The 13,204-nt window shown below is 71.8% G+C and carries 12 protein-coding genes; 7 read left to right on the forward strand and 5 right to left on the reverse strand.

Annotation, left to right across the window (positions count from 1 at the left end):
* Positions 1 to 50: 50 nt before the first annotated feature.
* The 5 genes from ACZ6MA_RS16995 (at position 51) to ACZ6MA_RS17015 (ending at position 5,415) form a co-directional block, all read left to right on the forward strand.
* Positions 51 to 989 carry a coiled-coil domain-containing protein gene (locus ACZ6MA_RS16995; RefSeq protein WP_130879962.1) on the forward strand — a complete coding sequence of 313 codons (939 nt, stop codon included), beginning with the start codon at positions 51 to 53 and terminating at the stop codon, positions 987 to 989.
* A 297-nt stretch (positions 990 to 1,286) separates the two neighbouring features.
* Positions 1,287 to 2,318 (forward strand): ABC transporter ATP-binding protein, encoded by a 1,032-nt coding sequence (locus ACZ6MA_RS17000; protein WP_469434496.1) that lies wholly within the window; start codon positions 1,287 to 1,289, stop codon positions 2,316 to 2,318.
* Positions 2,315 to 3,091, forward strand: a complete 777-nt coding sequence (locus ACZ6MA_RS17005) for an ABC transporter permease (RefSeq protein ID WP_469434706.1) — start codon at positions 2,315 to 2,317, stop codon at positions 3,089 to 3,091. The genes ACZ6MA_RS17000 and ACZ6MA_RS17005 overlap by 4 nt, the downstream gene beginning before the upstream one ends.
* A gap of 129 nt (positions 3,092 to 3,220) precedes the next feature.
* Entirely contained in the window at positions 3,221 to 4,471 is a 1,251-nt protein-coding gene (locus tag ACZ6MA_RS17010) for an ABC transporter ATP-binding protein (protein ID WP_469434497.1), read from the forward strand.
* Entirely contained in the window at positions 4,468 to 5,415 is a 948-nt protein-coding gene (locus ACZ6MA_RS17015) for an ABC transporter permease (protein WP_469434499.1), read from the forward strand. Before ACZ6MA_RS17010 ends, ACZ6MA_RS17015 begins: the two co-directional genes overlap by 4 nt.
* 534 nt (positions 5,416 to 5,949) lie before the next feature.
* Here the strand turns inward: ACZ6MA_RS17015 and ACZ6MA_RS17020 are convergent.
* Positions 5,950 to 6,291 (reverse strand): ATP/GTP-binding protein, encoded by a 342-nt coding sequence (locus ACZ6MA_RS17020; protein ID WP_469434500.1) that lies wholly within the window; start codon positions 6,289 to 6,291, stop codon positions 5,950 to 5,952.
* 203 nt (positions 6,292 to 6,494) lie between these two features.
* On the opposite strand from ACZ6MA_RS17020, the gene ACZ6MA_RS17025 reads away from it, so the two are divergent.
* Entirely contained in the window at positions 6,495 to 7,535 is a 1,041-nt protein-coding gene (locus ACZ6MA_RS17025) for an LLM class flavin-dependent oxidoreductase (RefSeq protein WP_469434501.1), read from the forward strand.
* Positions 7,536 to 7,691: 156 nt separating this feature from the next.
* On the opposite strand, the gene ACZ6MA_RS17030 is transcribed toward ACZ6MA_RS17025, so the two are convergent.
* A complete protein-coding gene (locus tag ACZ6MA_RS17030) occupies positions 7,692 to 8,084 on the reverse strand; it encodes an SCO5389 family protein (RefSeq protein WP_469434503.1) in 393 nt (130 codons plus the stop codon).
* Positions 8,085 to 8,304: 220 nt separating this feature from the next.
* On the opposite strand from ACZ6MA_RS17030, the gene nucS reads away from it, so the two are divergent.
* Complete coding sequence (nucS, locus tag ACZ6MA_RS17035) at positions 8,305 to 8,967, forward strand: endonuclease NucS (RefSeq protein WP_418100097.1); 663 nt, start codon at positions 8,305 to 8,307, stop codon at positions 8,965 to 8,967.
* An 86-nt stretch (positions 8,968 to 9,053) separates the two neighbouring features.
* Here nucS and ACZ6MA_RS17040 read toward each other — a convergent pair whose 3' ends face one another.
* From ACZ6MA_RS17040 to ACZ6MA_RS17050, 3 genes are all read right to left on the reverse strand, one after another.
* Positions 9,054 to 11,642, reverse strand: coding sequence for an ATP-binding protein (locus tag ACZ6MA_RS17040; RefSeq protein WP_469434504.1), 2,589 nt, complete (start codon positions 11,640 to 11,642; stop codon positions 9,054 to 9,056).
* 233 nt (positions 11,643 to 11,875) lie between these two features.
* Positions 11,876 to 12,199 (reverse strand): STAS domain-containing protein, encoded by a 324-nt coding sequence (locus ACZ6MA_RS17045; RefSeq protein WP_130879951.1) that lies wholly within the window; start codon positions 12,197 to 12,199, stop codon positions 11,876 to 11,878.
* Between the two features lie 137 nt (positions 12,200 to 12,336).
* Positions 12,337 to 13,185 (reverse strand): 3-hydroxyacyl-CoA dehydrogenase family protein, encoded by an 849-nt coding sequence (locus ACZ6MA_RS17050; RefSeq protein ID WP_469434505.1) that lies wholly within the window; start codon positions 13,183 to 13,185, stop codon positions 12,337 to 12,339.
* Positions 13,186 to 13,204 lie beyond the last annotated feature (19 nt).

A 13,204-nucleotide genomic window follows, 5' to 3' on the forward strand; every position in this document is an offset into this window, starting at 1 on the left:
CCCCTAGGATTCCCTCTATCACCTCACCGGTCTCTTTCGACAGGAACCCCATGAGTGACACTTCCTCCCCCTTCGGCTTCGAGCTCGTGCGGCGTGGCTACGACCGCGGCCAGGTGGACGACCGCATTTCGAAGCTCGTTGCCGACCGTGACAGCGCACTGGCTCGTATCACGTCTTTGGAAAAGCGGATCGAGGAGCTGCACCTCGAAACGCAGAACGCTCAGGCCCAGGTCAATGACGCGGAGCCGTCCTACGCGGGTCTCGGGGCACGGGTCGAGAAGATCCTGCGGCTGGCCGAGGAGGAGGCCAAGGACCTGCGCGAGGAGGCCCGTCGGGCCGCCGAGCAGCACCGCGAGCTGGCCGAGTCGGCGGCGCAGCAGGTGCGCAACGACGCCGAGTCGTTCGCCGCCGAGCGCAAGGCGAAGGCGGAGGACGAGGGCGCCCGGATCGTCGAGAAGGCGAAGGGCGACGCCGCTTCCCTGCGGGCCGAGGCACAGAAGGACGCGCAGTCCAAGCGGGAGGAGGCGGACTCCCTCTTCGAGGAGACCCGCGCCAAGGCCGCCCAGGCCGCGGCGGACTTCGAGACCAATCTCGCCAAGCGCCGCGAGCAGTCCGAGCGTGATCTGGCGTCCCGCCAGGCCAAGGCCGAGAAGCGGCTCGCGGAGATCGAGCACCGGGCCGAGCAGCTGCGCCTGGAGGCGGAGAAGCTGCGTACGGACGCCGAGCGCCGGGCCCGCCAGACGGTGGAGACCGCGCAGCGCCAGGCCGAGGACATCGTCGCCGACGCCAACGCGAAGGCCGACCGGATCCGCAGCGAATCCGAGCGCGAGCTGGCGGCCCTCACCAACCGCCGCGACAGCATCAACGCCCAGCTGACCAACGTGCGGGAGATGCTGGCCACGCTGACCGGCGCGGCGGTGGCCGCGGCCGGCGTTCCCGGTGACGACGAGCCGATCTCGCGCGGCGTCCCGGCCCAGCAGAGCCGCTGACGCTTGAGCGACGCCCGCCGAGGGCCTGTATGTACCCAGCGCGTCGTGCGCGAACCCCTGTGGCGCACGGGGCGCTGGGCCGTTTCCGGCCATAGTTTCGGCCGGATTCACGAGGCGTTCCGGTCGGCCCCGCGGACGGTTCGTGGTCGCTTTCCGGCCACGATGCGAAACGCTTTCCGGTCGGCCCCTTCCGTCGACGCACGACCGGTCCATGATCGCGATCCGGCGGGGGCCACCCGCGTTCCGGACCCGCCGCCACCGGTGGCGAGGCGTCCCGGGCGCGCTTAGCGTGGGTGAATGATCGAGCTTGAGGGGCTGACCAAGCGCTACGGCGAGAAGCTCGCCGTGGACCACCTCACCTTCACCGTGCGCCCCGGGATCGTCACCGGTTTCCTGGGCCCCAATGGCGCGGGCAAGTCCACGACCATGCGCATGATGCTCGACCTGGACAACCCGACCAGCGGTTCGGTGCGGATCGACGGCAGGCACTACCGCTCGCTGAAGGACCCGCTGAAGGTCGTCGGTGCCCTGCTGGAGGCCAAGGCCTGGCACGGCGGCCGCAGCGCCCGCAACCACCTGCTGTGCCTGGCGCAGAGCAACGGCGTCCCCCGCGACCGGGTGCGGGAGGTCCTGGACACCGTCGGTCTGACCTCGGTGGCCAGGAAGCGCACCAAGGGGTTCTCGCTCGGCATGGGCCAGCGGCTCGGCATCGCCGCCGCGCTGCTCGGCGACCCCGAGATCCTGATGTTCGACGAGCCGGTCAACGGGCTCGATCCCGAGGGCATCCACTGGATCCGCAATCTCATGAAGAACCTGGCGGCCCAGGGCCGTACGGTCTTCGTCTCCTCGCACCTGATGAGCGAGATGGCGCTGACCGCCGAGCACCTGGTGGTCATCGGCCAGGGCCGGCTGCTCGCCGACACCTCCATGGCCGCCTTCATCGCGGAGAACTCCCGCTCGTACGTCCGGATGCGCTCGCCCGATCACGAGCGGCTGCGGGACGTGCTCTCCGGGGCCGGGATCACCGCCCGGCCCGCGTCCGACGGCTCGCTGGACGTGGACGGCGAGGACGCGCCGCACCTCGGCGAGCTGGCCGCGCGGCACCGGATCACGCTGCACGAGCTGAGCCCCCAGCGGGCGTCCCTGGAAGAGGCCTTCATGCGGCTCACCGCCGAGTCGGTGGAGTACCACGCGCACGACGGCCGGCCACCGGGGAACGACGTCGCGCGGGGCCCCGCGGCCACGCCACCGGGCGGGCGGGCCGGCTGGGGAGCCGACTGGCGGAAGTCCGGCGGAGCGAACGGAAGCAACGGAAGTAAAGGGGCCTGACGATGGCGGTGGTGACGCAGGTCCTGCAATCGGAATGGACAAAGATCAAATCGGTGCGTTCCACGGTGTGGACGCTCGGTCTGGCCGTGCTGGTGACGGTCGCGCTCGGCGCGCTGATCAGCGCATTGTCGAAAAACGAGTTCCACAAACTCTCCGCGCGCGAGAAATTGACCTTCGATCCGACCTTCACGAGTTTCGCGGGGATGGGCCTCGGCCAGCTTGCGATGATCGTTTTCGGGGTGCTGGTGGTGTCGAACGAATACAGCACCGGAATGATCCGCACTTCCCTGGCCGCCGTTCCCCGGCGGGGCGTCTTCCTCTTCAGCAAGATCACTATTGCCACGCTGCTCGCCCTCGTGGTCGGCATGATCACGAGTTTCGCGGCCTTCTTCGTCGGTCAGGCGATGCTCGGCAGCCACAAAGCGGCCCTCGGCGACCCCGGCGTCCTGCGCGCGGTGCTCGGCGGCGGGCTTTACATGACGCTGATCACGGTCTTCTCGATGGGTGTCGCGACGATGCTGCGCAGCCCGATGCTCTCGCTCGGCATCCTCATGCCGTTCTTCTTCCTCATCTCGGCCGTCCTCGGCAACGTCTCCGCGACCAAGAAGGTCGGCCAGTACCTCCCGGACCAGGCAGGGCAGAAGGTCATGCAGGTCGTCACGTTCGACGACGACTCCCCATACGGGCCGTGGGGCGGGTTCGCGATCATGGTGGTCTGGGTGGTCGCCGCGCTGATCTGCGCCTATGTCCTGCTCAAGAGGCGCGACGCATGAGCGCTCGGTGACCGCTCCCCCACCCACGGCCGACCCCGGAATCTCACAAATCGGGAACCGTCAACCCTCGTCTATCCTCCTAACCCTCACGGGGGCTTATTGCCCCGACCAGCTCGCGAGGGGCGGAGAATGATCGAGGCAGTCGGCCTGACGAAGCGCTACGGCGCCAAGACGGCCGTGTACAACCTGTCGTTCCAGGTACGGCCGGGTGCCGTCACCGGCTTCCTGGGGCCCAACGGCTCCGGCAAGTCGACGACGATGCGCATGATCATGGGCCTGGACAACCCGACGTCGGGGCGGGTGACCATCGGCGGCCACCCGTTCAACAAGCTGCCCAACGCCCCCCGCCAGGTCGGTGCCCTCCTCGACGCGAAGGCCGTGCACGGCGGGCGCAGTGCGCGGCAGCACCTGCTGTCCCTCGCCCAGCTCTCCGGCATCCCGGCCCGCCGGGTCGACGAGGTGCTCGGCGTCGTCGGCCTCCAGGACGTGGCCCGCCGGCGCTCCAAGGGCTTCTCGCTCGGCATGGGCCAGCGGCTCGGCATCGCCGCCGCGCTGCTCGGCGACCCGCAGGTGCTGCTCTTCGACGAGCCGGTCAACGGTCTCGACCCCGAGGGCATCCTGTGGGTCCGCAACCTGATGAAGCGGCTCGCCGCGGAGGGCCGCACGGTCTTCGTCTCCTCGCACCTGATGAGCGAGATGGCGCTGACCGCCGACCACCTGATCGTCATCGGGCGCGGCCAGCTGATGGCCGACATGAGCGTCACCGACTTCATCTCCGCGAACTCGGCCGACTTCGCCCGCGTCCGCACGCCCGACGGCGAGCAGCAGGAACGCGAGAAGCTCACGGCCGCGCTGGTCGAGGCGGGCGGCCAGGTGCTGCCCGAGCCGGACGGCGCGCTGCGCGTCACGGGCCTGCCCCTCCCCCGGATCAGCGACCTCGCGCACGGCGCGGACGTCCGTCTGTGGGAACTCTCGCCGCACCGGGCGTCCCTGGAGGAGGCCTACATGCGTCTCACCCAGGGCGCGGTCGACTACCGCTCCACCGCCGACCAGATGGCCGGCTTCCAGCAGCCCGCCCCCGGGTACGGGCAGCCGGGCGCCCCGCAGGGCTGGGCCCCGCCGCAGGGCCAGCCCTATCCGGTGCTGCCGGGTGAACAGCCCAATCCGTACGCGCAGCAGCAGTTCGCCGCGGCGCCTGCCGGGTCTGCCGCACCTGCCGCACCTGCCGCACCTGCCGCACCGCAGTATCAGCAGCCTCAGCCGCCCGCCGCGGCTCCGGCCGCCGCCCCGGCGCAGCCGACCGCCGCGCCCGCCTCCACACCCGCCTCCGCACCCGCCCCCGCCGACCTCACCAAGCACGACAGCGAGGACGCCCGATGACCACCCCCCAGCACCCCGCGCCCCCGCAGTCCGCCCCGCAGGGGCCCGCGCAGGGCTACGCCCAGCCGCAGGGACAGCCGCAGGGGCAGCCGCCCGGCGGGCAGCCCCAGCACGAGCAGGGCTACTGGCCGGGCACCGCGCCCTCCGGCGGCTACGTCTCACCGATACCGATGCGCAAGGCCACCCTCGGGGACGCGCTCGCCTCCGAGTGGACCAAGATCAAGTCGGTTCCCTCGACGATGTGGACGCTCGGCGTCATGGTCGTGCTCGTCGTGGGCATCGGCATCCTGATCGGGACGATCTTCAAGGCGGTGAACAAGGAGGTCGACACCTCGGCACTCGGCCTCGGCGTCTTCGGCCTGCTGCTGGGCTCGATCTGCGTGATCACGCTCGGGGTGCTGACGATCGCCTCGGAGTACGGCACGGGCATGATCCGCACGACCCTGACCGCCTGCCCGAACCGCGGCCGGGTGCTGACGGCCAAGGCGATCGTCTTCTTCTCGCTGACGTTCGTGATCACCTTGGTCTCCACCGCGCTGGTGAGCGTGATCAACACGGCGATGGTGGGCGATCTGGCCCTGGAGGCGACGGGCGCCGAGTGGCTCAGGGCCACCGTCGGTGTGAGCCTCTACATGGGCACCCTGGGGCTGCTGGCCCTCGCCGTGGGCACCCTGCTGCGGCACTCCGCCGGGGCGATCACGGCCATGCTGGGCCTGGTGCTGCTGCCCGTGGTGGTGGCGATGTTCATGATGTCCGACAGCCTCTCGGACGTGCGTGAGTGGCTCTTCGAGTACTCGATCCCCAGCCAGCTCGTCGGCATCTTCGCCACGGAGACCGGCACCGGGGACGGCCTGACCGGCTGGGAACCCCTGTGGGTCATGATCGGCACGGCGGCGGTGGCGTTGGGCGGTGCGTATGTGGCGTTGGTGAAGCGCGACGCGTGACGCTGGGCGCTGGGCCTTGGGCTGACCTCGGCCTTGGGCCGGTCCGGCCGGTCCTTACCGCCTCTCGCCTGCGGCGGGCCATTGGGTGCGGCCCGTCGTAGCCGCCTGCGGCGGCGGGCGCCCTGCGGGCGCGTCCTCAATCGCCGGACGGGCTGGAGGTGGCTGGGCCCGACCGCCAGCCCTGCCCGGGCTGGAAGTGGCTGGGCTCAGCGCACCAGCCCGGCCCGGACGGGCTTGATTGCGGCCGGGCTCAGCCCAATTGAGCCCGGCCGGCGATTGAGGACAACCGTCGCGGCGGCCTCCGGCGGTTTTTCGACTACCGGCCCGTCTCGCCGCCTGCGGCGGCAGGGCGCCCTGCGGGCGCGTCCTCAATCGCCGGACGGGCTTGATGTGGCTGGGCTCAGCCGACATCAGCCCAGACCAGCCCGTCCGGCGTTTGAGGACAGAGCACAGCAGCCCGTCCGGCGATTGAGGACACCACACAGCAGCCCCCGGCGATCAAGGTCAAGCCCCGCGCAGCGGAACCGGCCGCGATCAGTACCGCGGCGCGTTACGGGACCGCTGGAGCCTCGCGCTCCGGCGGTCCCTCGCGTTCCAGCAGGCCTTGTGCCAATGGCGCCGGTCCTCGACGCCGGCCCCGTACTGCGGCCAGGCCACGAGATGGGGCACGCCCGGGGGGATCTCCTGGTCGCAGCCCGGGCAGCGGTAATGCTTGGCCGCCGAGCCGCCGCCGATCACGCGGACGTTCCACTCCTCACCCTGCCAGCTCTCCGTGCGCTCCAGCCCGTAACGGCTGCCGACCGGTTCGCGCTCGTCACGCGGACCGGCGGCTTGTTTGTCGGCGCCGCCTCGCGGGCGGTTTCGGCGCGGGGACACGGAGCACCTCGGAGGTCTGGAAACACGGGCCGTCACCAGTATTGCGCGCTGCGGAGGCCCGCCCGGGCACCCGCGCTCCGGCACCACCCCGCCCGCTCTCCGATCATCATGAAAACTTCCCGCTTCGCCGTGCCCTTGGCACGTGTCGGGCGTTATTGCCTTTGGGGGGAGGCCGCGTCGGTCGCTTAGGAGGAGTCAGAGCGATGCGCGTTGGAGCTTTTGTCCTTGCCGCCCAATTCCCCGGTCAGGGCCATGGAGAAGCGCTGTACCGAGCGGTGCGGTCGGCGGAGGTCGCCGAGGAGGCCGGGCTGGACGCCGTCTGGCTGGCCGAGCACCACTTCGTACCGTACGGAGTCTGCCCGTCGGCCGTCACCCTGGCCGCGCTGTTGCTGGGGCGCACACATTCCATCGAAGTGGGCACGGCCGTCAGCGTGTTGCCGACCGCGCACCCGGTGGCACTCGGTGAACAGGCGGCACTCCTGCATCTGACCTCCGGTGGCCGGTTCACCCTCGGGGTGGGACGCGGTGGGCCGTGGGTGGATCTGGAGGTGTTCAACTCCGGCCTCGCGGCGTACGAAGAGGGGTTCCCCGAGTCGCTCGAACTGCTGATGCGCTGGCTGCGCGAACCCCGCGTGAGCGCTGACGGGAAACGATTCGCCTTCCGCGAGGTCCCGGTCGTCCCGCGCCCGGACGAACTCCTCGACCCCACCGGCGCCGGCCGCCCCGGCCCGCCGGTGATGGTGGCATGCACCTCGCCCGACAGCGTGCGGCTCGCGGCCCGGCACGGGCTGCCGATGCTGCTCGGCATGCACATCGGGGACGAGGAGAAGGCGGAGATGGTCGCCGCGTGGCGCACCTGCGCCCGGGAGTACGGGACTTCACCGGAGGAGATCGCCACGGCGGACCACGTGGCCGCCGGTGTCGTGCAGATCGCCGACAACCGGGCCGCCGCGGCCGAGACCCTGCTCAAGGCCATGCCGGGCTGGCTGCACAAGGGGCTCACGGCGCATGTGACGGTCGACGGCCGCGCGCGGCGGATGCGTGATCCGTACGACTACACGGAACTGCTCTGCGATCTTCATCCGGTGGGGCCGCCCCGGCTGTGCGCCGACCGGCTGGCCGCCACCTCCGAGCGCACGGGCATCAGCCGTTTCGCCCTGCTGACCGAAGGCTCGGGGGATCTCGCCGCCACCGAGGACAATCTCCGTCGGCTCGGCGCGGAGGTCCTGCCGCTGCTCCTCTGAACCGCCCCCGGCCGCACCCCCTCTTCCCGCCCCTTCGCCCGACTTCCCCCCCGAGTCCCCCGCGTACCGTGCCACCCGCCCTCGCGGACCGTGCGGAGCTGCCGCCCACCGCTCGTCGCCCACCTCCCCCCCCGCGTGGAGCGGCAGCGAGGCGGGTCAGCAGTCCCGTAGTTCCGGCGACTGGTTCAGCAGCTGGCCCCGGATCGAGGTGAAGCGGACCAGGCGGTCGTCCGCCGCCGGGTCGAGCGGGAAGACGGCCACGCGGTGGCAGTTCTGGAACGCCAGGCGTACCCCGAAGTGCCGTTGGAGCGCACCGCGGATCGCGTCGCTCGCCAGAGCGCGCAGCAGCTGACCGCGCGCCTGCTCGTCCGGCGGCGGTGTCCGGTTGTCCGCGAACCCGCCGCCTTCCAACTTGAGCTGAAGCACCAGGGAGCTGACCATCTCCCACGCGTAGGGCAGGGAGTTCCGGACGCAGTCGACGAATTCCGCTTCGTCGACCTCGCCTCGCTCGGCCTGTTCAAGGAGGGCCGGTGAGACGTCGAGCGACATGGGTTCTCCTCTCGAGGACCCCGCCAGCGGGGTCACAGGGATGGGCGGGCGGACGACGACGCCCTGTGCCCGTACGTCGGCCGCCCGCCTCAACGGTAAATCGGCCACTGCTGCCGCACCAGGAGAACGCAATACAACTGGCCATCCGCTGTCCTTCGTCGAACGGGTTCATCCGGGGCGAATCGCGTGGAGTGGCAGGAGTCGAGTAGCGTGACCCACCATGCGTCTCGTCATCGCCCGTTGCTCCGTGGACTACGCGGGCCGGCTCACCGCCCACCTTCCCTCCGCCCCGCGTCTGATCCTGGTCAAGGCGGACGGCAGCGTCTCGATCCACGCGGACGACCGGGCCTACAAGCCCCTCAACTGGATGTCCCCGCCCTGCACCCTCAAGGAGGGCGACGGCAGCGTGTGGACGGTGGTGAACAAGGCGGGCGAGAAATTGATCATCACCATGGAGGAAGTCCTCCATGATTCCTCGCACGAGCTGGGCGTCGACCCCGGTCTGGTGAAGGACGGCGTGGAAGCGCACCTTCAGGAACTGCTCGCGGACCGCATCACCACGCTCGGTGACGGCTACACCCTGATCCGTCGCGAATACCCGACGGCCATCGGGCCCGTGGACATCCTCTGCCGGGACGCCGACGGCGCCACCGTGGCCGTGGAGCTGAAGCGGCGCGGTGACATCGACGGCGTCGAGCAGCTGACCCGCTATCTCGAGCTGCTCAACCGCGACCCGCACCTCGCCCCCGTACGGGGGATCTTCGCCGCGCAGGAGATCAAGCCGCAGGCACGCGTGCTGGCCACGGACCGCGGCATCGGCTGCGTCGTCCTGGACTACAACGCGATGCGCGGCATCGAGGACGACAAGCTCCGGCTGTTCTAGGAAGTACCGCGACGTAGCGGACGAGGGGCCCGTGGGGACCGTGTCGATGACACGGACCCCACGGGCCCCTCGCTGTCCTTCCGCGCCTACACCGCCGGCGCGCTCCCGCTGCCGGACCCGCCCGGCGCCGGGCCGCTCGCGGAGTTCGAGCCGTCGGCGGGGGACGTGGGCGTCGTCGGGTTCCCGGTCGGCGTCTGGGGGTCCTTCGTGGGTTCCTGGGTCTTGGTCGGCGTCGGCTTCTGCGTCGGCGTCGTGGGGTCGCCACCGCCCGGCGTCCGCGTGGGGGTCCTCGTCGGCTCGCCCGAGGAGGACGGTGAGGCCGACGGCGAACCGCTGTCGCCGGGGCTCGGCGTCGTGCTTCCGGAGGCGCCCGGCGAGGACGGCGTGGCGCCGGGGCTCTGCGACCGGCCCGGCTTGCCGTTGCTGCCCGGTACCTGCGGACGGCCGGTGGCGCCCGGTGCCGGCTGATCGGCGTTGAGGGTGTTGTCACCGTCCTGCCGGGACGCCGACTGGTCCGGCTTCACCTGGTCCGACGGCCGGTGGCTGGGGCCGCCGGAGGCGGCGCCGAGCGTGACGACCGTACCGAGGACGCCCGCGAGGAGCGCGCCCGCGCCCGCCGCGAGCAGATTGCGCCGGGCCCGGACCGCCAGGAGTCTCCTGGTCCAGGGCTCGCGGTGGGCGGGGCGGCCCGATCCGCCGGACGCCACGGGCCCGGCGGCCGCCGCCGGGGGCCCCGCCTTGCCGCTGTCCGTGCCGTAGTGGTTGACGACCGTGGTCGCCCCCGAGTCGTGGGCGCGGCCGGCGGGCATGGCGTAGGGCGGGGTGGCGGACTGCTCGCTCCGCGCGGCCGGGGTCTCCTCGCCCGCCGGGGCGGGGCCGTCCTCGCCGGGCAGCGGCGGCAGCGGTGGCACGCCGGGGACGCCGCGCATGCCCATGGCCAGCCCGGAGCGGTCGGCGACGAGCGCGAGCGCCCGGCGGCCGGCGACCGCGCCGCGCTTGTCGGCCATCACACCGCGCAGCCCGATGGAGGCCTCCAGTTCGGCGCGGGCCCGGTCGAGGTTGCCGGTGCACAGCGCCAGCACGCCCAACTCGTGGTGGAAATACGCTTCTTCGCCTACCTCGCCCGACATGCGCGCGGCTTCCTGGCCGTGCCGCAGGCTGCGCTCCCAGGCACTCCAGTGGCAGGCCGCGGCGAACGCGGGCGCCGCCGTACGGGCCAGCAGCACCGCGGCCGCCGGGTGTCCGGCCTCGCCGTCGGCGACCAGCACGGCCATCGCGGCGAGGATCGCGTCGGCCTCGGCGGCGGCGCGCTCGGGCGCGACGGAGGGGTGCCCGGCCCACCAGGCGTAGTGCTGGGCGGCGGAGTGCGCCCGCTCGGCGCTGTCGGTGCCGTAGCCCTCGGCGAGCAGTTGGTCGGCGACGCCGGCCGCGAGCCGGTAGTGCCCGCCGACGGCGGTGATCAGCCCGCTGGCGAGCAGCTCGCCGACGGCGGCGTCCGCGTGGGTGTCACCGGCCAGCGCGGGCAGATGGGCCTGGTGGGGGACCTCGCCACCGAGGGCGAGGGCGAAGCTCAGAGTGTCGCGGGCGACCTCGCTGAGCCGGGAGGCGAGCACGCCGACGGGCGCCGCGCTGACCGCGAGGCTCGGCAGCGGCGGCTTGGCGCCACCGCCGCTCTCCTCCAAGCCGCCGGTCGCCTCGGCCACGTAGGGCCGCTCGGCGAAGACGCCGAACTCGTCCACGGCGGCGGGGTCGGCGGCGGCCCGGTCGCGCTGCCGCAGCAGGGCCCCGGCCTGGACGAAGCGCAGCGGCAGCCCCTCGGACTCGAACCACAGGTCCGCCGCCCAGTCGGCTTCCTCGTCCGTGAGCGGCCGCTCCACGGCACCTTCCAGCAGCTCCAGGCAGCCGGTGCGGTCGAGGCCGCCGAGGAAGACCTCTTCGAGGTGGCAGTCGGGGGAGGGCGCGGCGACGTCGGGCGTGGCCGCGAGCAGGAAGGCGCACTCGGGGGTCGCGTCGAGCAGCTCGTCGAGCGCGCTGCCGCCGAACTCGAGATCGTCCAGGATGACGACCGCGCCGATCTCGTGCACCGCCGCCAGGATCCCGGCCCGGTCGGGGCGGTGCAGCGGCGCGTGGTGGACGGCGGCGAAGAGTTCGTAGAGCAGGTCGGCGGTGGTGCGGTGGTAGCCGCTGAGGCGGACGACGCCGTCGGGGGCCAGGCCCTCGACGTCCGCGGCGACGGCGTCCAGCAGGGCGGTGCGCCCGGAGCCGGCGGGGCCGGTGAGGCGCACGGAACGGCCGCGGGAGAGCAGCCGGGTCAGCCGCTCGCGCTCCTCGTCCCGCTCCACCAGCGGCAGCTCGGGGCCGACGGGGCGGGCGGGCGGCGGCGGGGCCGCGGCCCGGCGCAGCTCGGCCCGCTCGTCGGCGCCGTGGCGCTCGGGGCGGGCGGTCAGTCTGCCGGGCGGGCAGGGCTCTATTTCGCTGCCGTCGACCGGGTTGACGGTGAGCAGGTAGTCGCCGGTGACCAGTTGGACGACGCGAACGGGCCCCTGGTGCGCGGGGTCGGGCGCGCTCGACGACGCGGCCGTGGGCTCCGACCGCGACGGCAGCAGCGGGCCGCCGTCGGCGGGCGTGCGGTCGTCGTCGTGGAAGTCCGCGGATCCCCGGTTCGTCGGGTCCATGGTCAAAAGCCCCCCAGATGCGTGGCGTGCCGTCCTGCCCTCTCGGCCTGACCTTCGCTTCTGGTCCGGTGCCCGCCGTGGGCTTACTTATGCGGCCTTTGTGTGTGCGGCGGAAAACCGAACCTCAGACCTGCGCCCAGTATCTACGACCGGCGGGGGCGGATGCCGCCGGGGCAGATCACAGTCTTATGAGGATCTGACGCCGGGGGCCTTCGGGACGCCCGGGGGCCCGGTCACACGCGGGGCAGGGACTCCGCCTCGATGCCGCCCTCGATGGCGAGGATGCGGTGCAGCCGGGTGGCGACCAGCAGCCGCTGCATCCGGTCGGGGACCCCGCGCAGGACGAGCCGCCTGCCGGTGCGGCCGGCCCGGCGGTGGGCTCCCATGATCACCCCGAGTCCGGTGGCGTCCCAGGAGTCCAGCTCGGTCAGGTCCAGGACGAGGTCGCCCCGGCCCGCGTCGAGCGCGGAGTGCAGCAGGCTTCGGGCGTCCGCCGCGTTACGGACGTCGAGGCGCCCCCCGACGACCAGCTCGGCGTGGTCGCCCCTGATATGCATATGCGCTCCCGGGAGTGGTCCGTGATGTGGGTGTGGCCGTACTGAACTGACTGCCTCTCACACGACAAAGTTGCCGCCTGTAAGCGAACCGATACCGAATTCACCCCGTGGGGTGAATTCGATTAGGCGTTACAGACTCAGTGCTGGTAAAAGCCCTGCCCGCTCTTGCGGCCGAGATCGCCCGCGTCCACCATGCGGCGCATCAGCTCCGGCGGGGCGAACTTCTCGTCCTGGCACTCGGTGTAGATGTTGTCCGTGGCGTGCATCAGGATGTCGACACCGGTCAGGTCGGCGGTGGCCAGCGGCCCCATCGCGTGACCGAAGCCCAGCTTGCAGGCGATGTCGATGTCCTCGGCGCTGGCCACCCCGGACTCGTACAGCTTGGCCGCCTCGACGACGAGCGCCGAGATGAGGCGTGTGGTGACAAAGCCCGCGACATCGCGGTTGACGACGATGCAGGTCTTGCCGACACCCTCGGCGAACTCCCGCGCGATGGCGAGTGTTTCGTCACTGGTCTTGTACCCGCGAACGAGCTCGCAAAGCTGCATCATCGGCACCGGCGAGAAGAAGTGCGTGCCGACGACCCGCTCCGGGCGCCGCGTGGCGGCGGCGATCTTGGTGATCGGGATGGCGGAGGTGTTGGAGGCGAGGACCGTCTCGTCCTTCACCAGACCGTCCAGCGTGCGGAAGATCTCGCGCTTGGTATCGACGTCCTCGAAGACCGCCTCGACGACGATGTCGGCGTCGGCGGCCGCGTCCAGGTCGGTGGTGGCGGTGATCCGGGCGAGGGCCGCCTCGGCGACGTCCGCGTCGAGCTTGCCCTTGGAGACGAACTTGTCGTACGAGGCCTTGATGCCGTCCGTGCCCCGCGTGAGCGCGGCGCCGGTGACGTCCCGCAGCACGACGTCCCACCCGGCCTGGGCGGAGACCTGTGCGATCCCGGAACCCATCAGACCGGCTCCGATGACGGCGAGCTTCTTGGCCACTGCTGTCCCCTTACTCCCT

This window comes from Streptomyces sp. NPDC042259, from assembly GCF_055582085.1.